This window comes from Leclercia sp. LSNIH8, assembly GCF_002920195.1.
GTDB lineage: Bacteria > Pseudomonadota > Gammaproteobacteria > Enterobacterales > Enterobacteriaceae > Enterobacter.
On record NZ_PQJY01000003.1, the window covers coordinates 603,457 to 623,531 of the forward strand.

Sequence of the window (20,075 nt, forward strand, 5' to 3'; positions counted from 1 at the left end):
TATGCTGTCAGGTTTATTCTCTCGCTCCGCGGCCCGTGCCGCGGATTTTTCACATCTGCAACAGGCCAGCGTCACCTTTTGCGAGGTGGTGAAACGCTACGGCGACCGCCCGGTGCTGAAAGGCATCAACCTCAGCGTCACGCCGGGTGAAGTGGTCGCCATTCTCGGCCCGTCGGGTTCCGGTAAATCGACGCTGATTCGCCTGATCAACCAGTTAGAAGATCTCACCTCCGGCGACATCCTGATTGACGGGAAATCGACGCGTCAGCTCTCCCGCCAGGCGTTGCGCCAGCTGCGCAGCCGGGTCGGTTTTGTCTTCCAGCAGTTTAATCTCTATAGCCATCTGACGGCCCGACAAAACATCGCCCTGGCGCTGAGGCACGTTCATGGCTGGCATTCGGCAGAGGCCGACACCCGCGCCGATGCACTGCTGGCGCAGGTGGGGATGGCGGATAAAGCCGATCACTATCCGGAAGCCTTATCCGGTGGGCAGCAGCAGCGGGTGGCGATCGCCCGGGCCCTGGCCTCCTCGCCGCAGATCATCCTTTTTGACGAGCCCACCTCGGCCCTCGATCCGGAGATGATTGGCGAAGTCCTGCTGGTGATGAAAGCCCTCGCCCACAGCGGGATCACCATGATTGTGGTCACCCATGAGATGCAGTTTGCCCGGGAGATTGCCGACCGGGTGGTGTTCATCGATGGCGGGCACATTCTGGAGGTGGCTCCGCCAGAGCAGTTCTTTCAGCATCCTGCCCATCCGCGCACCCAGCGTTTTCTGCAGAAGGTGCTGAACCCGCTGCATCCGGGAGCGTTGTGATGCCTGCCCTCGACTGGCAAGGGGTGCTGACCGGCCAGCCCTTGCAGTGGATCCTCTCCGGTTTTCTCACCACCCTGTGGGTGACCCTGGCAGGGATGGTGGTCGCCAGCCTTATTACTCTCGCCTCTCTGGGGTTGCGTCTCGCCGGGGGGCGCATCGGCGCGAATATCGTCGCCCTGTGGGTGTCGCTGTTTCGCAATACGCCCCTGCTGGTGCAGCTGCTGTTCTGGTATTTCGCCGCCTGGAACGGGCTGCCGCAGGGGTTTCGCACCTTTGTGATGGACGATCATGCCTGGTCAGTGCTGCCGGGTCAGGTCTGGTGGTTTACGCCAGAGTTTCTCTGCTCCGCCTGGGGGCTGGGAGTCTTTACCTCGGCTTTTTTGACCGAGGAGATCACCGCCGGGCTACGCGCCGTTTCCGCCGGGCAGCGGGAAGCCGCCCTGGCGCAGGGCTTTTCCCCCTGGCCGCTGTTACGGTACATCCTGCTGCCGCAGGGGCTGGCGAACGCCTGGCAGCCGGTGGTGGGTCAGTACCTCAATCTCATGAAACTCTCTTCGCTGGCGAGCGGCATCGGCTTTGCGGAGCTCACCTACCAGGTGCGGCAGACAGAGAGCTATAACGCCCACGCGCTGGAGGCTTTCAGCATCGGCACGGTACTGTATCTGCTCACCGGCGTGGCGATGGGCGTCCTGCTGACGAAACTGGGCCCCTCAACCGAACGGCGCCGTAAAGCCGCCATCACCCCCCGGAGTGAAGAGAAATGTTAGCCGGACTTACTGTCATTACCGGTAACCTGGATTATCTGCTCTGGGGGCGGGCTGCAGCCGGGCAGCCCGGCGGCGTGTTGTTGACGCTACTGATGGCTTTGGGTGCCGCGGCGCTGGCGTTCCCGGCTGGAATAGCGCTGGCGGGCCTGGCGTGGCGGTTTCCGGGGGCGATACGCAACACCTTGTTCCTGTGGGCGGAGATTATCCGCGGGATCCCGCTGATTTTTGTCATTTTCTGGCTGTGGTATCTGCTGCCGCTCCTGACAGGCGGCGATCTGCCGGGGGCGCTCACCGTTACGCTGGCGCTGGCATGGTTTACCGCCGCCGCGGTGATGCACTCCGTGCTGGCCGGGCTGCGGGCGCTACCTGCCGGGCAGTATGAAGCGGCCCAGGCGCAGGGGTTTGGCGCGCTGCAAACACTGGGGTTACTCCTGCTGCCACAGGCGTTGCGCAACACCCTGCCTTCGCTGATGGGGATTTTTATCAGCCTGCTGAAGGACACCTCGCTGGCCTTTATTGTCAACGTGCCGGAGCTGACCACCGTGGCAGGCCAGGTGAACAACCGGGTTCAGATCTACCCGGCGGCTATTTTTATTTTTACTGGCGTGGTCTATTACCTGCTGTGCTGTGGCGTTGAACAGCTGGCGAAACGCTGGCGGCTTAACCGGCCAGCGCTTTAACGACGGTTTCCATCGCCTGGGTGGTTAATTCGCTGCGTTTCACCCGCTGGTTTGCCAGCGCGGTGCGCAGTACCCCGGCGATAACGATATGCTTCGGCTCCTGCCCCAAATCGCGCATCTCAAGAACGACTTTGCCTACCACGCGACACATCTCCTGATACAGCGCTTCGTCTTTGGTTACATTGCCCATGACTTTCACTCCGTTGCCTTAAAATGCCAGCTTAATAGATTCATCGCCGTTATACAAAAAAGCCCGACGAGAGGCTCGCCGGGCTTTGAAATCAAACGGATAAATCAGTTGTTAACCGGGATCACCGCGCCTTTATACTTGGTGCGGATCCAGTCCTGAATCTCTTTAGAGTGCAGCACGTCCACCAGCGCCACGATGTCTTTCTTCTTCTCATCGCCACGGTGCACGGTGATGATGTTGGCGTACGGGTTGTTTTCACCGCTCTCTACCGCAATCGGGTCGTGAACCGGATCCAGACCGGCGTCGATGGCGTAGTTGGCGTTGATGACAACCGCCGCGCCCTCGTCGTTGTTATACATCTGCGGCAGCAGGGACGCTTCGACGTTCGGGGTGAACTGCAGCTTTTTCGGGTTCTCAACGATGTCGCTGATGCGCGCGGTCACTTTGTCGATGCCCGGCTTCAGCTTGATCACGCCCTCTTTCTCGAAGATAGAGAGGATACGTCCCTCTTCAGAGACCGCATCACGCATGATGATTTTGCCGCCTTCCGGCAGATCTTTCAGCGACTTGTATTTTTTGGAGTAGATACCGATTGGCTCGATGTGGATCGCCCCGGCGCTGACGAAATCGTACTCTTTATCCCCGGCGTGATCTTTCAGCACGCTGTTCAGGTATGGAATGTGCTGGAAGTAGTTGGCGTCGATGTCACGACCCGCCAGCGCGGTGTTCGGCAGGATGTAGTCCTGGAACGGTTTGATCTCCAGATCGATACCCTGTTTCGCCAGAATCGGCTTCGCCTGCTCCAGAATCTCGGCGTGCGGGGTGTTGGAGGCCCCCACGGTCAGGGTATCAGCCCAGGAGGCAAAGCTCAGGGCGCTCAGGGTTGCTGCGGCGATCAACGTCAGTGTCTTTTTCATGATGATGGTTCCTGTGTATTGTTGTGTTTATCTTTTATCAAGAATGGAAGTAATGATGTCGCCGCAGAACTGGATAATGAAAACGATGATCAAAATGGTCACCGTTGCCACCAGCGTGACGTCACCATGGTTGCGCTGGAATCCTTCCAGGTAAGCCAGATTTCCCAGACCACCGGCACCAATCACCCCCGCCATGGCGCTGTAGCTCACCAGGGCAATCAGCGTCACCGTGATCCCTGACACCAGGGCAGGCGATGATTCCGGCAGTAAAACGCGAAAGATTAAAGTGCTGAGTCGGGCGCCCATTGAGCGCGTCGCTTCGATCACCCCTTTGTCCACTTCACGCAGGGCGATCTCCACCAGACGGGCGTAGAAAGGCGCGGCACCAACGATCAACGCAGGCAGTGCGGCGTTGGCCCCGAGGATGGTCCCCACCACGGTTTTGGTGAAGGGGATCAGCAGCACAATCAAAATGATGAACGGGATGGAGCGGAAGACGTTCACCACAATCGAAATGACGCTGTAGACCGTGCGGTTGTGGAACATGCCACCCCGTGCGGTTAAAAACAGCGCCAGACCGAGGATCAGGCCGAGCACAAAGGTGGCGACGCCGGAGAGCGCGGTCATATACAGCGTCTCCAGGGTGGCCGCCCAGAGCTGGTCCCATTTCAGGTGTGGGAAGAGATTCTCAGCCATGTTTAATTACCTCGCCTTCAATATCACTGTGCTGCAAATCGGCGAGGATATTGTTCAGTTGTTCATCTGTTGCCACCACGTGCAGCCAGAGCTGGCCGAAGACGCCGTGGGCGGTTTGTGTCATTTTGCCGTGCAGGATGTTAAACGGCAGGCCGTAGCGTAGCGTCAGTTCCCCGACGACTGGCTTGTGAGTGCTGTGGCCGGTAAAGGTCAGCTTAATAACGGTGCCTTCCAGTTCGTTTGCCAGCTCGCTGTTAAAGGTTTCGTCTTCGGCGTACTGGCTGACCTGACGCACAAACTGTTGCGTAATCGGCTGCTGAGGATGGGTAAAGACCTGCAGCACGTCGCCCTCTTCCACCACTTTGCCGTTTTCCATCACCGCCACGCGGTCACAGATTTTGCGCACCACGTGCATCTCATGAGTAATAAGCACGATAGTCAGCTTGAAACGACGGTTGATGTCGAGGAGCAGATCGAGGATCTGATCGGTGGTCTGGGGATCCAGCGCCGACGTGGCCTCGTCACAGAGCAGCACGTCCGGGTTATTGGCCAGCGCGCGGGCAATGCCGACGCGCTGCTTCTGCCCACCGCTAAGCTGGGACGGATAAGCCTGTTCGCGGCCTTTCAGCCCCACCAGTTCAACCAGTTCTGCCACGCGGGCTTTGATTTTGGCTTTAGGCACCCCGGCAATCTGCATTGAAAAGGCGATGTTCTCGCTCACGGTGCGCGACCACAGCAGATTGAAGTGCTGAAACACCATACTGATTTTCAGCCGCGCCTGGCGCAGGGTTTCACCTTTCGCCGCGGAGATGTCGTGTCCGTTAATGGTCACGCTGCCGGTGGTCGGCTTTTCCAGACCATTAAGCAGGCGGATTAAGGTGCTTTTACCCGCGCCGCTGTAGCCAATAATTCCATAAATTTGCCCCTGCTCTATCGTCAGGTTCACGTTATCAACGGCTGTCAGCGCCACTTTTCCGTTGTCAAAAATCTTCGAAATATTCCTGAGTACAATCATTCTTCGGGTAATCCGTTCGCCTGTGGCGGTTTAGCAGTATGGATGTCCAAACGATAGTAAACAGCCGTTATTAGCTTTTGAATGAATGAAAACGAATATCTTATAACTTTGAGTGATAAGAGGCGTGGCGCGTGGGGAGAAGGCTCTTTGCTTATTTTCTGCAATCGATAGCTAAAAAGTCGCCATGGCGAAACGCATAAAAATGGGACATTTGCCTGAAGGTTTTTCGCGGGCGCAACATCTACGCAGTCAACCTTAACGCATTGATAACAACCCTTTGTAAAACTGCATATATAATTTTTGAAACGCTGTTTTCATTTTCCTTTTGCGCATCTTTCAGCGTATAATGCGCGCCTGTCTTCTGATGAATGGTTTCAGCGCTTGGACTACAAAAAACAACGCATACAACTTAACCTCTCTCCCTGGGCTGAAACACAGGCACACATTCTTCTGCACGCTCAATTGATGTCACCTATCCTTACTGCGTGCCATAAAAAATTTCGCAACACAGGTTTGACTCCAGGGCTCTGCGCCCGCGGAGCGAGATTTCCATATCCTTCTCAACTTAAAGACTAAGACTGTCATGAAAAAGACGAAAATTGTTTGCACCATCGGCCCGAAAACCGAATCTGAAGAGATGCTGACCAAGATGCTGGACGCCGGCATGAACGTGATGCGTCTGAACTTCTCTCACGGTGACTATGCTGAACACGGCCAGCGCATCCAGAACCTGCGCAACGTGATGAGCAAGACCGGTAAAAAAGCAGCAATCCTGCTGGATACCAAAGGTCCAGAAATTCGTACCATTAAACTGGAAGGCGGCAATGACGTTTCGCTGAAAGCGGGACAGACTTTCACCTTCACTACAGACAAGTCTGTTGTCGGCAACAGTGAAATCGTTGCTGTGACCTATGAAGGCTTCACCAGCGACCTGTCCGTCGGTAACACCGTTCTGGTGGACGACGGCCTGATCGGTATGGAAGTCACCGCTATCGAAGGTAACAAAGTTATCTGTAAAGTGCTGAACAACGGCGACCTGGGCGAAAACAAAGGCGTTAACCTGCCAGGCGTTTCCATCGCACTGCCGGCGCTGGCAGAAAAAGATAAACAGGACCTGATCTTCGGCTGCGAGCAAGGCGTTGACTTCGTTGCGGCATCCTTTATCCGTAAACGTTCTGACGTTGTTGAAATCCGTGAGCACCTGAAAGCCCACGGCGGCGAAAACATCCAGATCATCTCCAAAATCGAAAACCAGGAAGGCCTGAACAACTTCGACGAAATCCTCGAAGCTTCTGACGGCATCATGGTTGCACGTGGTGACCTGGGCGTTGAGATCCCGGTTGAAGAAGTAATCTTCGCGCAGAAGATGATGATCGAGAAGTGTGTTCGCGCGCGTAAAGTGGTTATTACCGCAACGCAGATGCTGGACTCCATGATCAAAAACCCACGCCCTACCCGCGCAGAAGCTGGCGACGTGGCAAACGCCATCCTCGATGGTACCGATGCGGTAATGCTGTCTGGCGAATCTGCTAAAGGTAAATACCCGCTGGAAGCGGTCTCCATCATGGCGACCATCTGTGAGCGTACCGACCGCGTGATGAAGAGCCGTCTGGATTACAACAACGACAGCCGTAAACTGCGCATCACCGAAGCCGTGTGCCGTGGCGCGGTAGAAACAGCCGAGAAACTGGAAGCGCCACTGATTGTCGTCGCCACCCAGGGCGGTAAATCTGCTCGCGCAGTGCGTAAATACTTCCCGGACGCGACCATTCTGGCGCTGACCACCAACGAAACCACTGCGCGTCAGCTGGTGCTGAGCAAAGGCGTGGTTCCACACCTGGTAAAAGAGATCGCCTCTACTGATGATTTCTACCGCCTGGGTAAAGAAGTGGCCCTGCAGCTGGTTGAACGTGGCCTGGCGCAGAAAGGCGACGTAGTGGTGATGGTTTCTGGTGCACTGGTTCCAAGCGGCACCACTAATACCGCATCTGTTCACGTGCTGTAATAATTTCGTTCGAATTAGTTTGTATAAAAAGCGTCCTTCGGGGCGCTTTTTTTATTTCCGCTATCAGCCAAATTTATTAAAAAAGCAAATCGGGTTTTTCTATTTAACGGGGTCGTTTTCTAAGATGAATCCGATGAAAATTGTCTGTTTTAACACAATATTTTCCTCGAAATAGTCAAAACAGGTGCTTCTTTGAGCGAACGATCAAAAATAGGCATATTCCCATCAAAAAAATATTCTCAACCTAAAAAACTTTGTGTAATACTTGTAACGCTACATGGAGATTAACTCAATCTAGAGGGTATTAATAATGAATCGTACTAAACTGGTACTGGGCGCGGTAATCCTGGGTTCTACTCTGCTGGCAGGTTGCTCCAGCAACGCTAAAATCGATCAGCTGTCTTCTGACGTTCAGACTCTGAACGCTAAAGTTGACCAGCTGAGCAACGACGTGAACGCAATGCGTTCCGACGTTCAGGCTGCTAAAGACGACGCAGCTCGCGCTAACCAGCGTCTGGACAACCAGGCTACTAAATACCGTAAGTAATAGTACCTGTGTTAATAAAATGGCGCACATTGTGCGCCATTTTTTTTTGCCCCTCATTTCGCTTTACTGAATCGCCTGTTCATGCCCTACCGGCGAAAGCAAGTTCTTCGCTGAGAGCCCGGTACTGTTAACATTCGCCCCGGCACCTGTCGATACCTCTACCGGAATACCCGCCCGACGCGACAACGCTTTGTTCACCAACGTCTTATCGCTGCCGCTCTGCGATATAAAGGATGCAAGCGCACTGGAGTGGGCAATCGCCAGCGTTTGCGGATTCTCCCCTTCCATCGTCGCCAGCGGGCGATGCACTTCAACGTAGCGCTTACCGTCCGGCTCAACTGAGAACTTCACCGGCTCATTGATGATCTGCACCCGTGTGCCGACAGAGGTCTGGGCGAAGAGCGCTTTGATATCCGGCGCATTCATACGCATACAACCGGAACTGACGCGCAGCCCCACGCTGTCCGGCGCGCTGGTGCCGTGGATCAGGTATTCACCGTTACCCACGCCCAAACGCAGTGCAAAGCGTCCTAACGGGTTATTTGGCCCTGCGGGTACTACCGGCGGCAGTTTGATCCCCTGGGCCAGCGAGCGCGCTCTGATGCCCGCAGTTGGCGTCCATGTCGGATTCGGGATCTTCTGGCTGATGCGGGTGGTGGTCACCGGCGTGTCCAGCCCCAGCTGTCCAATACCCAGTGGATAGACCTGCACGCTGTTTTCACCCGGCGGATAGAAGTAGAGCCGCAGCTCCGCCAGATTCACCACAATCCCTTCCCGGGGGGTATCCGGCAGCAACATTTGCGACGGAATGGTGATCACCGTTCCCGGCGCCGGATAGACCGGGGCGATAGTATTATTGGCTTCGAGTATTAAATGCGCAGCGGTATTAAACCGGCGCGCAATGGCCTGCAGGTTATTATCACCTTCCTGAACAACATAGGTCTGATTTTGCCCGATTAACCGACTACCAGCCGGTGGCAAAGGATAATCCACCGCCCGGGCGCTATTAAGCGCGCTGAGCGAACCTAAAAGAATGAGAGTTAATAAAGACGCGCGCTTCATACTGAGATTCCTTATTCACTGACAGAACGTCAGAAAGCTGAAAAATCCGCGAGGCGGGAGCCGTCTCGCGGAGCAGAATGAGGGCTGTCCTGATAGTTTAGCTAATGTTGGCGGCTTTGGAGCGGATTGCGCGGATCATCGCCTCAAGCCCCTGGGATCGGGAGGGGGTTAAATGCTGAGTGAGCGCCATTTTTTCAAACCACGGGCGAACGTCAAAAGCGACAATATCCTGGGCGGACATCTGCTGATATAAAATAAACACGACGGCAATAAGGCCTTTGACTATTGCCGCATCACTGTCGCCCGCTAATTCAATCACCCCGGCTTCATTCTGGTGCATTATTATCCACACCTGGCTCTGACACCCCTGAATACTATTTTCCGGGACGTGGTCGCTTTCGCTGAGGGCAGGCAGACGCTGCCCCAGCTCAATGATGTAGAGGTACTTCTCTTCCCAGTTTGCGCAACGCGTAAAATTACGCAGCAATTTATCTCTGTCTGGCAATGCAGCCATCTCTTGCCCTCTTTTTAGCCCAGCAGTTGGTGGATACGCTTCAGCCCGGCCACCAGTCTGTCGACCTCTTCCAGTGTGTTGTACATCACCAGCGATGCGCGGCACATCGCCGGTACCTGATAAAACGCCATCAGCGGCATAGCGCAGTGGTGTCCGGTTCGCACCGCCACCCCGTAGTTATCGAGAAAACTGCCCACGTCATAGGCGTGGTGTTTGCCAAGGTTAAAGGCAATAACACCCTGACGGTCCGCCGGGCCGTACAGCGTAAGATCCGACACGCTGGCAAGTTCCGCCAGAGCATAGCGCATCAGCATCTGTTCATATTCGGCGATGGCATCAAGGCCGATGTTTGACACATACTCCATCGCCGCGCCCAGCCCGATAATGCCGCCGGTGTTCGGGGTGCCCGCCTCAAAGCGCCACGGCGCCCGGGCGTAGGTTGTGCCTCCGCTCAGGCTGACGGTGGCGATCATCGACCCGCCCCCTTCCCACGGCGGCATCGCCTGTAAAATCTCATCTTTGACGTACAGCACGCCGATACCGGTAGGCCCGTAGAGCTTATGGCCGGAAAAGACGTAGAAGTCGCAGTCCAGCGCCTGGACATCCACCGTATGGTGCATCACCGCCTGGGCGCCATCAATCAGCACTTTCGCCCCCACCACATGAGCTTTGGCGATAATCTCCGCTACCGGGTTTTCGGTACCCAGCACGTTGGAGATCTGAGTAATGGCCACCAGCCGGGTGCGTTCATCCAGCAGGGTATCCAGCTGTTCAAGCTGTAATGTGCCGTCCTCGTTAAGCGGGATGACCCGCAGTTCCGCCCCGACGCGCTCGCACAGCATCTGCCAGGGCACGATATTGGCATGGTGCTCCATCTGGCTGATGATGATGTTATCACCCGCGTGCACTTCGGCGCTGCCCCAGCTGTTGGCCACCAGGTTGATCCCTTCGGTGGTGCCGCGAACAAAAACCAGCTCCTCCGGCGAGCGGGCGTTCAAAAATGTTGCCGCGCGGGTACGGACGTTCTCCATCCGCTGCGTCGCCTCGGCGCTGAGGGTGTGGATCCCCCGGTGCACCGCCGCGTAACCATGCCGGTAAAACTCCGCCTCGGCCTCGATCACCGGCGTGGGCTTTTGCGCGCTGGCGGCGCTGTCGAGATAGGCAAGCGGCAGACCGTTTACTTCACGGGTCAGGACAGGAAAATCCGCCCGCACTTTCTCTACAGGGAAAATCATGCCACACCTCCAGGCAGACGCTGGCCGATACGTGCCAGCACCTGTTGTCTTAACGTTTCATCGTCAAGGGCTTCGGTCAGTTCGGCGGCAAAGGCGTAGATAATCATCTTCTCGGCCGCCTGCTTATCGATCCCGCGGGAGCGCAGATAGAACATCTGCTCATCGTCGATCCGCCCCACAGTGGCGCCGTGGCTGCATTTCACATCATCGGCGTAAATTTCCAGCTGCGGTTTGGTGTCCACCTCCGCCAGTCGCCCCATCAGCAGATTGTTGTTGGTCATCTGGCCGTCGGTTTTGATGGCGTGCTGCGCCACGTTGATCAGCCCGTTGAAGACGGCCCGGCCCTTATCGCTGACGATGGTTTTATGCAGCTGGCGGCTGTTGCAGTAGCCCTTGTTGTGCTCAAGCCAGGTACGGGTGTCGCACACTTCAGATTTTACCGGCATCGCCAGGCTGTTGATGCGCAGGGTGCTATTTTCGCCATTCAGCTGGGTGCTGGTGTTATGGCGCAATACCGCGCCCCCCAACAGGAAGCTGTGGCTGTATGCCGTCGCATCGGCGGCCATCAGCAGGTCGTTATGGGCGAAGTGGTGGCTCGCAGGGTTCTCGAACGCCAGCTTGATATGGTGCAGCCGGGCGTTGGCCGCCACGTTCATGGTCAGGCGCGAGCCGGTGAAATGGTGCGCCGGGGTCAGGCTGACATAGTGTTCGACGATTGTCGCCTCTGCCCCTTCGGCCAGCGCCAGATGGTGACGATAGTGAGCAGTGTTGATCTCCTCGCCTTCAAGCCCCTGGGTGATGTGCATCAGCAGCAGCGGCTTTTCAGGACGGGCGTTACGTTTCACGCTGATATGCGTCACGCTCTGAGCCAGGCTTTCGGTCAGATGCAGGAACAGCTCCGGCTGAATCGGTGCCGACAGGCTTTGCCGCTCGTCGTTAATGGTCACCTCAAACCCGCTGCCGTCGGTGCTGTCGCTCAGTTCCGGACTAAAACGTCCGTCAACAAAGACCAGCCGCGTGGCGTCCAGGGTAAGCGCCAGGGCATCCCGATCGCTCGCTGCCACCCTGGCGGTGCGGGAAACAAACTCACCGTTAAGCAGCCCTTCCAGCGGGGTATATTTCCAGTTCTCATGCTTACGTGTCGGCAACCCGAGGCGCAGCATCTGCTGCAGGTGCTGCTGGGCCTGTTCAGAGCGGGTTCCGCCCTGCGCCTCAAACAGGCGGTGCCACTGCTGCAGCGCGTTACTGCTGTTCGCTAAGCCAGCCATAGCCCTGCTCCTCCAGCTGTTTGACCAGCGTAAAATCACCCGATTTCACAATCCGCCCCTGATAGAGCACATGCACATAATCGGGTTTGATGTAATCAAGGATGCGCTGATAGTGGGTGACGATGATAAACGACCGCTTGCCGTCGCGCAGGGCATTAACGCCGTCGGCGACGATCTTCAGGGCGTCGATATCGAGCCCGGAGTCGGTTTCATCGAGGATGCACAGCTCCGGCTCCAGCACCGCCATCTGCAGAATGTCGTTGCGCTTCTTCTCCCCGCCGGAAAAACCGACGTTGACCGAGCGGGTGAGCAGATCTTCCGGCATCTTCAGCAGCTGGATCTTCTCTTCCATCAGGTCCTGGAAATCAAAACGATCCAGCTCCTCTTCGCTGCGGTATTTGCGCACGGCATTCAGCGCGGTCTGCAGGAAGAACTGGTTGCTGACGCCTGGGATCTCTACCGGGTACTGGAAGGCCATAAAAATGCCCTCCCCGGCTCTCTCTTCCGGCGACAGTTCCAGCAGATCTTTGCCTTTAAAGTCGACCGAACCGCCAACCACTTCGTAATCTTCGCGCCCGGCCAAAGTCGCTGACAGCGTACTTTTACCCGACCCGTTAGGGCCCATAATCGCATGCACTTCGCCCGGGCGAACCTCAAGGCTCAGGCCGCGCAGGATCGCTTTATCTTCCACACTGACCTGTAAATCTTTAATGCTTAACATGTGCTTTCCTTAATCCTTAACCGACGCTGTGTTCAAGGCTAATCGCCAGTAATTTTTGTGCTTCCACGGCAAACTCCAGCGGCAGTTCAGAGAACACATCCTTACAGAAACCATTCACAATCATCGAGATGGCATCCTCTTCGCTGATGCCGCGCTGCAGGCAGTAGAAGAGCTGATCTTCACCAATCCGCGAGGTTGTCGCTTCGTGTTCCAGCTGGGCGCTGTTGTTACGGCACTCAACATACGGGAAGGTATGCGCCCCGCAGTCCGGGCCAATCAGCATGGAGTCGCACTGGGTAAAGTTACGGGCATTGGTGGCCGTCGGCATGATTTTGACTAAGCCGCGATAGCTGTTCTGGCTCTGCCCTGCGGAGATCCCTTTCGAAATGATGGTCGACCGGGTGTTTTTGCCGATGTGGATCATCTTGGTGCCGGTATCGGCCTGCTGATGCCCGCTGGTCAGCGCCACGGAGTAGAACTCACCGATGGAGTTATCCCCGCGCAGAATGCAGCTCGGGTACTTCCAGGTGATGGCGGAGCCGGTTTCCGACTGGGTCCACGACATCTTGCTGTTTTCACCTTCGCACAGGGCGCGCTTGGTGACGAAGTTCAGGATACCGCCGGTGTTGTTATCCCCCGGGAACCAGTTCTGCACCGTGGAGTATTTCACCTCGGCGTCTTTATGGATGATCACCTCCACCACTGCCGCGTGCAGCTGATAGCTGTCGCGCACCGGAGCGGAACAGCCCTCGATATAGCTGACGTAGCTCCCCTCATCGGCGACGAGGATGGTGCGTTCAAACTGACCCGTTTTCTCGGCGTTGATACGGAAATAGGTGGAGAGCTCCATCGGGCAGCGTACGCCTTTCGGCACGTAGATAAAGGTGCCGTCAGAGGCCACCGCCGCATTCAGGGCGGCAAAGAAGTTATCATTGCCCGGCACCACGGTGCCAAGATATTTCTTCACCAGCTCAGGGTGATCGTGGATAGCCTCCCCGAAGGAGCAGAAGATGATCCCCTGCTCGCCCAGTTTTTCCCGGTAGGTGGTGGCGACCGAGACGGAGTCAAAGATGGCGTCCACCGCCACCTCGCGTCCTTCGCGCACCGGTACACCGAGCTGTTCGAACGCCTCTTCCACCTCTTTACTTAAAAAGGCGTTGGCCCCGGTCTGCTGTACCGCACCAGGCTCAGAGGCGCAGGTGTCGTCGCAGTTGCCGCAGGACGGCGCTGAGTAGTAGCTGTAATCCTGATAGTTCAGCTTGTCGTAGTGCGCCTTCAGCCAGTGCGGCTCTTCCATCTCCAGCCAGGCCTTGAACGCATTCAGCCGGAACTCCAGCATCCAGTCGGGTTCGTTACGCTTGGCGGAAATGGCACGAATGACCTCTTCGTTAATCCCTTTTGCCAGCTCGTCGGTCTGCAATTGGGTGAAGAAGCCCTCTTTGTAATTAATGTGGCCGCCGGACCAGGTGTTGACGTCGTCAGTTGCTTCAGTATGTCGAGACATAATACCGCCTATACCCCAAAACTTTCGCCGCAGCCGCATTCGTTCTGGGCTTTCGGGTTATTGAATTTGAATAACTGGTTTAAGCCTTCGCGCACGTAATCCACTTCCGTACCGTCAATGAACGGCATCGCCTGGAGCGGCACATAGAGCCGGGCGCCGTCATGTTCAAAAACCAGATCGTCTTTTTCCGGCTGGCTGACGGTGGTGAGGACATAGCCGAAACCGGCGCAGCCGGTCTGTTTTACCCCTAACCGCACGCCGAGCATACCCGCCTGTTTGCTCACCAGCTCGCGAATGTGCGCCGCTGCGGCAGGGGTCAGCGATAATCCACGCCATGCAAAATCTGTTGGATCAAACGTTTCTGAATGCTGTTCCATAAGTCCACCTCATGTATTGCGCCCTCTGGGCATAACACCATGTTAGTGATAATGATTATCACTTCAACCCCTCACTTGCAGGGTCATTCGGCTTAACCGCCATTTTTAAATACTTTTATTAAGCATAGACCCTGATGACGGGCTTAACAGGCCTGACGGAGATTGTTTAATTGTTTGATAATATTGGGAATTAGAGGAGGAAATCGGTGGAAATGGTCAAAAGCTAAAATATGTATAGAAAATGCCTATTTTTGGGATAGCCAGACAGGTAAGACGCCCGCGCAGGCGGGCATCTTTCAGAGCGTCACAGGCACAATCAGGCTTTCAGACATTCACGCAGCAGGTTTATTTGCATATTTTTGTCCCGCATTCGGGTCAGCAATGCCTGCAGATGGTGATCGCTCTCCAGCTGGAATTTTTGCATGACATCATATTTGTGGGCATACACCGTTTTGCTGTCGATCTTCAGCTTTTGTGCAATAGCGGGCGTCGAGAGCCCCTGGTACAGGCTCGCCATAATCACCGTCTGCCGCGGAGATAAAGTCCGGTGCTGACACTCGGCGCAGACGGGGTTAACCCTGATCTCTTCGTGGCGCTGCAGGGTGTGCCAGGCCGAACTGAATACCCGATAAAAATCGCTCAGCGGCGCATCCCGCGACACGAAAATCATCTCCTGAAAACAGGCCGGTAATGTCTCTTTACTGTAGTGTTCGCCATTGACCAGACCAATCATCACCCCTTTCCTGCGCGCCAGTAATTCTGGCGTACAGATAAAGGGCTCTCCCCGGCACAGTGACAGCACCATGAGATCGGCGTTGCTAATATTCTCCCGGGTAAATTCCGTCATAAACTCTATTTCACACCCGAATTGCGTCCCGAAGAGATCGACAATCAGTTTTTTCAGCGCATAACAGTAAAGTGTCTCTGTCTCATTAATAAGCACGTTGACCATCGTCGGTATTTCCCTCACTCGTTCAGTTGTATTCCAGCGTCGCGACCACGGCGACGCTGATAGTTCCAGGCGTGACGCCACCGGTAGCGGAATAGGCAATGGCCTGCAAATTCATGGTTGCAGTACGATCGTCGCCAATATTTTGAGTCATGCGGCTCCCCGGACCTTTTAAATTCCCCGTACCGGTTTCAATAATGCCCAGCGCGATATTTGTGGCAGTGCCGCTGTTCCTGTAATAGTGCGTTCCGGCCACGGGATCTGCCGTCCCGGTTAAGCTGACCGTCACACTCTGGGTAGCCGCCGGACATTGGGTAAAGTTGAGCGAAAAAGGCACAGGCGTGGAGGATGACGCCGGCGTAGCCATATTCTTCGCCTGCATGTTTCCCAGATTGACGTTCACACTCGAATTTCCGCCATTAAAAATACAGGGAGAGGCGATAATTCTCCCTTTTACTGAGACGCTTACCGCATCCGTCGCCAACGCTGCAGCGGTGTACAGCCAGATGATCGCTATCCCGATAATATTCAGCCTCATCGATCGTTTCCTTTTACTGATAGGTGAGGATCAGGGTGGCACTGGCATTCGCGGTTCCGGTGCTTACTGAGGTTTTGGTTTGATAGTAACGGGCGGTGATCGGCATACTCTCCTGACCGCCACTCGTCTGTTTAAGGGCAATCGTGCTGTTTAAAACCAGCGGCTCGCCGTTATAAAGCAGCTCGACACCCACGCCGTCAGCTACGCCCGCCGAGCCCTGGCCGGTTAACGCCAGCACGCTGTTGTTACTGAGCCCGGGGTACTGAATGCCGTTCAGCGTGACGTTAATTTTCGCCCCAGCGTCGCAGTTCAGGCCGAGGTTTTGCGTGTTTTGTCCCCCCTCAGGGAGGGTGCCGACCGTATCGCCGAAACGGCTTACCGGCACGTCGCCGAGAAGGAATACCAGATTTGGCGTGGTGATGGCGCAGGCTACCTGTGTAATCGAACCGGTTCCGGCATAGACGGGCACATCCGGTGCCGCCGTGCCGCCCCGATATTGCTCTGTCCAGGCGACAAAGGAGGCCAGTAGTCCGTTCACAGAACCCGACGTAATATCGCCAGTTTTCCAGAACTGAATAATCGGCTGGAAATTGCTGGCGTGTACTTCATTGGCGTTCGAGCTCCAGGAGGCGCTGAAAAGATCGGCCCCTAACCAGGTGGTTCCATTAAAACTGGCGCTCCCGGCGGTGGTTTTTTCATAATATCCCACGGAGATCCCGACGCCTGGCAACCCGGTTTGATATACCCGGCGACCGTTGGCGGTGGTGAACGCATAAGCCAGTCCCCCGCTCTTCATGCCTGCGGTTGAACCTTCATTCCCCGTTGGCGTACAGCTATAGGTCAGCGCCAGCGAGCCATAAATTTCGTTGCTGATCGCCTGCCCGACCGGGAGATCGCGCTGAACGATAATATTGCCGTAATTAATGCTATACGGGGCACCGATATAGGTGTAATCACATCCATAGCCATACAGTGGAAAGAGTATTCCCGCCAGGATGAACAGGCACCTGATAATAGACATGTCGAGTCATCCACAATCATTCAATTAATGGCAAACCACATCCGCACGAATTATCTCGCCGGGAGGTTGTTGGGTATTAAGGGTGTAGTGAGCCTGGCAACGCTGTTGTGCCGCCTCGCCCCACTTCACCGTTAATTTCACATCTGGCTGCAAACCGGTTAAATAGACCTGGCCGCCGTCACCCACGATGAAACCTGTGTTTTGCGCTCCGTTCACCGTCGCGATAGCGCCGAAAGGCACCGGCTGACCATTTTGTCGGGTGAGCGTCATCAGGATCCGCAGCCCGACGCTGGCGACATAGCTGGCGCGCACAATCGCGCCCCGGGTCGGGATCACGGTCTGTACCGTCTGTTCCAGTTCAACATCGTCAGGCAGGGTATCGGTCAACAACGAAACGTCATTTTTCCGGTAGGGTGTCATGTTGCTGCAGAGGGTATAACCGCGGTAATCGGTTTTCGTCCCGGACTGGTTTTGTATCCCTACCCCTGCCGCGCCGGGCGCTTTTATCAGCACGTTGGTTTCGCCGAGCGTCTGAGAAAAGGTCACGCCGTCGGCATGGGCGACCACGCTCCCCTGGAGGGCATAATTCAGCCGGTCGCTGTACTGATCGTAACTGTAACCCGCCGTCACCTCACCATAAGTGCCTTTGTAATCACCGTTTATATTGCCGGTATAGCCGACGTTATCCGTGCTGTAACCCTGCTGCACATTCCAGCTCAGGGCATTGTTTTCCAGCCCCGTGCCGTTCATCCCCAGGCTGTGGGTGGTGCCGCTGTTTTTACTGGCGCTCATACCGTAATTCACCCAGGTTTGCGGCAGGAAGGCTCCCAGCGGAACGCTGATATTTAAGGCCACCATCTGCTCTTTGGCATCACCACGCGTGCCGTCGCTGCCGCTTTTACTCCGGGTATAGGTCAGGCCGTAGCTGACGCTCTGCCAGAAATTGGCATAGCCCAGGCTCCATGAGATCTTTGGTTGCCTGATATCCCAGTAATCTTCCCTTACGGCACTTAACATCAGCGAGCCCAGGTGGTTGCCAAGCATCTGGCTCAGGGTTAACTCGGCGCGATTACGGCGCCTGTCGTTGAGCGCGCTGTCGCTGCCATAGGTGTCCAGCACCTCCTGCATCCCGTAATAACCCCGCGTGGCGTAGCGGTAGCCCGCAATGGCAACATGGGTCCCGCTGTTGACAAAATTCTTGCTGTAGCGCATCCGCCATGACTGGCCGTTCGATTTTGCGCGATCCTGCGGAGTAGACCAGGCCTGGGTGACGTCTGCCGAAAAGGCACCGAAATTGCCCATATTTTTTCCCATTCCGGCGGCCAGCGACTGGTATTTACTCGCCCCCTGAAATCCGCCATACAGGGTCAGTCCATACGGAATTCCGTAGATACCGGTGAACTGGCTGAACGGGGTTTTATCCACGCGATGATCCCATGAGCGATATTTCCCGCCGGTGACGGCGTACTTCAGCTGCCCTTCACGCTGCAATACCGGGAGTGAGGCAAACGGCACGGTAAAATGCTGTTCGCTGCCGTCGGCCTCTTTAATAGTGACCTCGAGATCCCCTGCGCCGCCGGTCGGGTACATATCGGTAATTTCAAAGGCGCCCGGTGCGATGTAGTTCTGGTAAATCTGATAGCCGTTCTGGCGAATAATGATCTGCGCGTTGGTCCTTGCAATACCGCGCACCACCGGCGCATAGCCCCTGAGCGAATCCGGCAGCATGTCATCGTCTGAAGCGAGTTGTCCGCCGCGAAAAGGCATGCTGTCAAACACATCTGCCGGTGACGCGCTGTCCCCGAGCGTCAGCTGGGCTTTCAGCGGGACAATGCCCCTTCGGGCATAGGTATAAACGTTATCCCACTGCGTCTGACCTTCGCTGCCCCGTGACCAGGTCGTGTAGTTTCGCAATCGCCACGGTCCGATATTCAAACCCGGCCGCAGGTTGGCGTACTGACTGCTGTCGCTGCCGCCGTTTTTATTCATAATGCTTGCACCGCTGAGCGAGTAGTTGAGCATGGCGGCGGTGATCCCCTCATCCCAGAGCGCAGGCTGAACAAAACCTCTGGCCTGTATCGTCAGCGCGGCCTGTGGAACGCTGATGGCAAGGCGCTGGCTGGCAAACTGAAAATCGGTGCTGGCCTGAGGGATAGCCGCCAGATGCGCGCACGGCGTGCCTGGCTGGCTGAGCCCCGGAAAGCGCTCGGTTTTAATCCCCCATTGACGCAACTGGTCTACGCTGAGACAGGGCTCAAGGCGCGACTCACCCTCACTGTCTGTCACCTTATGAAACGTAACGTCCTGGGTGTCCGTCAGCTGACCATCAAGAACAATATCGACATGATAAACACCCGCAGCCTGAGAACCTGTTTCAAAGCCATTCAGATCGGCTCTGTCGATCCCCGGATTATCGAGTTCAATCAGTTCGGGGTTAAAAAATTCGCGCGCCTGAATTTTATTTACCTCACCGGCCAGGACAACGGTAATAACCCCTGCCAGCCAGGTGGCTTTATTTCCGCTGATTTCCATCTTAATACTGCTCCATGAATATCACCTGCAACCTTTTAGCGGTCACAGGTTTGCTGTATGTGCGTCCCCTATGCCGCCAAAATCATTAATCAATTTAAAGACCACGGCGCTGCCCATAGTTTGTGCGGGAAGGAAAATTGCCGTTTGTCCATGAGGCAATATCCAGGTTGCCTCTGGTACTTTTTTACCCCCAACAGTGATTTCATTAAAATTCATCACATAATCAGTGGGGTTAACGATCTCAATTTTATTGCCGTTACGTCGCCAGATTAATTTATCCGCCTGTTCCTCTGGTGTTGAGCGCTTTAAGCCTGCCGGACGGTAAATTAATTTAATTCGTGTTTTCACCGCAATTTGCAGCGAATTCTCGGTGGTCGTTGCCGAGGGGATCGATTTGATATTCAGCCAGAACAGACTCTCGCGGTCCTGTGGCAGTGTCCCGGTTAATACAATCCGCTCAACGTTTTGTTGTCCTTTATCCAGCCGGTAGAGAGGTGGCGTAATGATAAAAGGCGGTTTCGGCGCACTGTCACTCACTCCCTCTATCCACGACTGAACCAGATAAGGTGAGTTATCAGGATTATTGACGTTGATAGCGGCCTCTTTTTTGCTGCCGTCAAATATAAGCCGTGTTCCGCCAATAACGATCCCTGCCTGTACAGCCGAAACGCCCGTCACAATAAAAAGACTGGCGAGCAGGATTTTGTGAACAAATTTCAT

22 protein-coding genes are annotated in these 20,075 nt (G+C 55.6%); 6 read left to right on the forward strand and 16 right to left on the reverse strand.

Translation table 11 applies throughout. The features are described from left to right. Position 1: 1 nt before the first annotated feature. From C3406_RS11375 to C3406_RS11385, 3 genes are read left to right on the forward strand one after another with little or no spacing between them, the layout of a single operon-like run. Positions 2–817, forward strand: coding sequence for an amino acid ABC transporter ATP-binding protein (locus C3406_RS11375; RefSeq protein WP_103823883.1), 816 nt, complete (start codon positions 2–4; stop codon positions 815–817). After that, a complete protein-coding gene (locus tag C3406_RS11380; protein ID WP_103823882.1) occupies positions 817–1,584 on the forward strand; it encodes an amino acid ABC transporter permease in 768 nt (255 codons plus the stop codon). The genes C3406_RS11375 and C3406_RS11380 overlap by 1 nt, the downstream gene beginning before the upstream one ends. Then, the gene (locus C3406_RS11385) at positions 1,578–2,264 is read left to right on the forward strand and encodes an ABC transporter permease subunit (RefSeq protein ID WP_103823881.1); all 687 of its coding nucleotides are present in this window, start codon (positions 1,578–1,580) and stop codon (positions 2,262–2,264) included. The genes C3406_RS11380 and C3406_RS11385 overlap by 7 nt, the downstream gene beginning before the upstream one ends. Here the strand turns inward: C3406_RS11385 and fumD are convergent. From fumD to C3406_RS11405, 4 genes are all read right to left on the reverse strand, one after another. Further along, the gene (gene fumD, locus C3406_RS11390) at positions 2,245–2,454 is read right to left on the reverse strand and encodes a fumarate hydratase FumD (RefSeq protein ID WP_014831602.1); all 210 of its coding nucleotides are present in this window, start codon (positions 2,452–2,454) and stop codon (positions 2,245–2,247) included. The genes C3406_RS11385 and fumD overlap by 20 nt on opposite strands. A gap of 104 nt (positions 2,455–2,558) precedes the next feature. After that, positions 2,559–3,371 carry a MetQ/NlpA family ABC transporter substrate-binding protein gene (locus C3406_RS11395; protein WP_039029111.1) on the reverse strand — a complete coding sequence of 271 codons (813 nt, stop codon included), beginning with the start codon at positions 3,369–3,371 and terminating at the stop codon, positions 2,559–2,561. 27 nt (positions 3,372–3,398) lie between these two features. Further along, positions 3,399–4,067, reverse strand: coding sequence for a methionine ABC transporter permease (locus C3406_RS11400; RefSeq protein WP_103823880.1), 669 nt, complete (start codon positions 4,065–4,067; stop codon positions 3,399–3,401). Continuing rightward, a complete protein-coding gene (locus tag C3406_RS11405) occupies positions 4,060–5,082 on the reverse strand; it encodes a methionine ABC transporter ATP-binding protein (protein WP_103179329.1) in 1,023 nt (340 codons plus the stop codon). The genes C3406_RS11400 and C3406_RS11405 overlap by 8 nt, the downstream gene beginning before the upstream one ends. 381 nt (positions 5,083–5,463) lie before the next feature. Between C3406_RS11405 and ynhH the strand changes: the two genes are divergently transcribed. The 3 genes from ynhH (at position 5,464) to lpp (ending at position 7,634) form a co-directional block, all read left to right on the forward strand. Continuing rightward, a complete protein-coding gene (ynhH, locus tag C3406_RS26840) occupies positions 5,464–5,658 on the forward strand; it encodes a protein YnhH (protein WP_476629937.1) in 195 nt (64 codons plus the stop codon). 7 nt (positions 5,659–5,665) lie between these two features. Beyond that, a complete protein-coding gene (gene pykF / locus C3406_RS11410; protein ID WP_103179328.1) occupies positions 5,666–7,087 on the forward strand; it encodes a pyruvate kinase PykF in 1,422 nt (473 codons plus the stop codon). Between the two features lie 310 nt (positions 7,088–7,397). After that, the gene (lpp, locus tag C3406_RS11415; RefSeq protein WP_001082307.1) at positions 7,398–7,634 is read left to right on the forward strand and encodes a murein lipoprotein Lpp; all 237 of its coding nucleotides are present in this window, start codon (positions 7,398–7,400) and stop codon (positions 7,632–7,634) included. 63 nt (positions 7,635–7,697) lie between these two features. Here the strand turns inward: lpp and ldtE are convergent, their stop codons facing one another. The 12 genes from ldtE to C3406_RS11475 all read right to left on the reverse strand — a co-directional run bounded on the left by ldtE (position 7,698) and on the right by C3406_RS11475 (position 20,075). Next, positions 7,698–8,696 (reverse strand): L,D-transpeptidase LdtE, encoded by a 999-nt coding sequence (gene ldtE / locus C3406_RS11420; protein ID WP_103823879.1) that lies wholly within the window; start codon positions 8,694–8,696, stop codon positions 7,698–7,700. 97 nt (positions 8,697–8,793) lie between these two features. Then, positions 8,794–9,210 (reverse strand): cysteine desulfuration protein SufE, encoded by a 417-nt coding sequence (sufE, locus tag C3406_RS11425; protein ID WP_103179326.1) that lies wholly within the window; start codon positions 9,208–9,210, stop codon positions 8,794–8,796. Positions 9,211–9,224: 14 nt separating this feature from the next. Next, the gene (gene sufS, locus C3406_RS11430) at positions 9,225–10,445 is read right to left on the reverse strand and encodes a cysteine desulfurase SufS (RefSeq protein WP_103823878.1); all 1,221 of its coding nucleotides are present in this window, start codon (positions 10,443–10,445) and stop codon (positions 9,225–9,227) included. Next, positions 10,442–11,713 carry a Fe-S cluster assembly protein SufD gene (gene sufD / locus C3406_RS11435; protein ID WP_103823877.1) on the reverse strand — a complete coding sequence of 424 codons (1,272 nt, stop codon included), beginning with the start codon at positions 11,711–11,713 and terminating at the stop codon, positions 10,442–10,444. The genes sufS and sufD overlap by 4 nt, the downstream gene beginning before the upstream one ends. Further along, positions 11,688–12,434, reverse strand: a complete 747-nt coding sequence (sufC, locus tag C3406_RS11440) for a Fe-S cluster assembly ATPase SufC (RefSeq protein ID WP_039029104.1) — start codon at positions 12,432–12,434, stop codon at positions 11,688–11,690. The genes sufD and sufC overlap by 26 nt, the downstream gene beginning before the upstream one ends. Before the next feature lie 16 nt (positions 12,435–12,450). After that, positions 12,451–13,938, reverse strand: coding sequence for a Fe-S cluster assembly protein SufB (sufB, locus tag C3406_RS11445; protein WP_103823876.1), 1,488 nt, complete (start codon positions 13,936–13,938; stop codon positions 12,451–12,453). An 8-nt stretch (positions 13,939–13,946) separates the two neighbouring features. Continuing rightward, positions 13,947–14,315: a Fe-S cluster assembly scaffold SufA gene (gene sufA / locus C3406_RS11450; protein WP_039029102.1), complete on the reverse strand. Its 369-nt coding sequence runs from the start codon at positions 14,313–14,315 to the stop codon at positions 13,947–13,949. 316 nt (positions 14,316–14,631) lie between these two features. Further along, positions 14,632–15,267, reverse strand: a complete 636-nt coding sequence (locus tag C3406_RS11455) for a helix-turn-helix transcriptional regulator (RefSeq protein WP_103823875.1) — start codon at positions 15,265–15,267, stop codon at positions 14,632–14,634. 22 nt (positions 15,268–15,289) lie between these two features. After that, positions 15,290–15,802 carry a fimbrial protein gene (locus C3406_RS11460; protein ID WP_103823874.1) on the reverse strand — a complete coding sequence of 171 codons (513 nt, stop codon included), beginning with the start codon at positions 15,800–15,802 and terminating at the stop codon, positions 15,290–15,292. A 13-nt stretch (positions 15,803–15,815) separates the two neighbouring features. Next, entirely contained in the window at positions 15,816–16,823 is a 1,008-nt protein-coding gene (locus C3406_RS11465; protein WP_103823873.1) for a fimbrial protein, read from the reverse strand. Positions 16,824–16,847: 24 nt separating this feature from the next. Beyond that, on the reverse strand, positions 16,848–19,355 hold the full coding sequence (locus tag C3406_RS11470) for a fimbria/pilus outer membrane usher protein (protein ID WP_103823872.1): 2,508 nt from the start codon (positions 19,353–19,355) through the stop codon (positions 16,848–16,850). A gap of 42 nt (positions 19,356–19,397) precedes the next feature. After that, a complete protein-coding gene (locus tag C3406_RS11475) occupies positions 19,398–20,075 on the reverse strand; it encodes a fimbrial biogenesis chaperone (RefSeq protein ID WP_103823871.1) in 678 nt (225 codons plus the stop codon).

Excerpts from the sequence above, each read along its gene's own strand:
- C3406_RS11375 (WP_103823883.1), top strand. The coding sequence starts at position 2 with ATGCTGTCAGGTTTATTCTCTCGCTCCGCGGCCCGTGCCGCGGATTTT.
- C3406_RS11380 (WP_103823882.1), top strand. The coding sequence starts at position 817 with ATGCCTGCCCTCGACTGGCAAGGGGTGCTGACCGGCCAGCCCTTGCAG.
- C3406_RS11385 (WP_103823881.1), top strand. The coding sequence starts at position 1,578 with ATGTTAGCCGGACTTACTGTCATTACCGGTAACCTGGATTATCTGCTC.
- fumD (WP_014831602.1), bottom strand. The coding sequence starts at position 2,454 with ATGGGCAATGTAACCAAAGACGAAGCGCTGTATCAGGAGATGTGTCGC.
- C3406_RS11395 (WP_039029111.1), bottom strand. The coding sequence starts at position 3,371 with ATGAAAAAGACACTGACGTTGATCGCCGCAGCAACCCTGAGCGCCCTG.
- C3406_RS11400 (WP_103823880.1), bottom strand. The coding sequence starts at position 4,067 with ATGGCTGAGAATCTCTTCCCACACCTGAAATGGGACCAGCTCTGGGCG.
- C3406_RS11405 (WP_103179329.1), bottom strand. The coding sequence starts at position 5,082 with ATGATTGTACTCAGGAATATTTCGAAGATTTTTGACAACGGAAAAGTG.
- pykF (WP_103179328.1), top strand. The coding sequence starts at position 5,666 with ATGAAAAAGACGAAAATTGTTTGCACCATCGGCCCGAAAACCGAATCT.
- lpp (WP_001082307.1), top strand. The coding sequence starts at position 7,398 with ATGAATCGTACTAAACTGGTACTGGGCGCGGTAATCCTGGGTTCTACT.
- ldtE (WP_103823879.1), bottom strand. The coding sequence starts at position 8,696 with ATGAAGCGCGCGTCTTTATTAACTCTCATTCTTTTAGGTTCGCTCAGC.
- sufE (WP_103179326.1), bottom strand. The coding sequence starts at position 9,210 with ATGGCTGCATTGCCAGACAGAGATAAATTGCTGCGTAATTTTACGCGT.
- sufS (WP_103823878.1), bottom strand. The coding sequence starts at position 10,445 with ATGATTTTCCCTGTAGAGAAAGTGCGGGCGGATTTTCCTGTCCTGACC.
- sufD (WP_103823877.1), bottom strand. The coding sequence starts at position 11,713 with ATGGCTGGCTTAGCGAACAGCAGTAACGCGCTGCAGCAGTGGCACCGC.
- sufC (WP_039029104.1), bottom strand. The coding sequence starts at position 12,434 with ATGTTAAGCATTAAAGATTTACAGGTCAGTGTGGAAGATAAAGCGATC.
- sufB (WP_103823876.1), bottom strand. The coding sequence starts at position 13,938 with ATGTCTCGACATACTGAAGCAACTGACGACGTCAACACCTGGTCCGGC.
- sufA (WP_039029102.1), bottom strand. The coding sequence starts at position 14,315 with ATGGAACAGCATTCAGAAACGTTTGATCCAACAGATTTTGCATGGCGT.
- C3406_RS11455 (WP_103823875.1), bottom strand. The coding sequence starts at position 15,267 with ATGGTCAACGTGCTTATTAATGAGACAGAGACACTTTACTGTTATGCG.
- C3406_RS11460 (WP_103823874.1), bottom strand. The coding sequence starts at position 15,802 with ATGAGGCTGAATATTATCGGGATAGCGATCATCTGGCTGTACACCGCT.
- C3406_RS11465 (WP_103823873.1), bottom strand. The coding sequence starts at position 16,823 with ATGTCTATTATCAGGTGCCTGTTCATCCTGGCGGGAATACTCTTTCCA.
- C3406_RS11470 (WP_103823872.1), bottom strand. The coding sequence starts at position 19,355 with ATGGAAATCAGCGGAAATAAAGCCACCTGGCTGGCAGGGGTTATTACC.
- C3406_RS11475 (WP_103823871.1), bottom strand. The coding sequence starts at position 20,075 with ATGAAATTTGTTCACAAAATCCTGCTCGCCAGTCTTTTTATTGTGACG.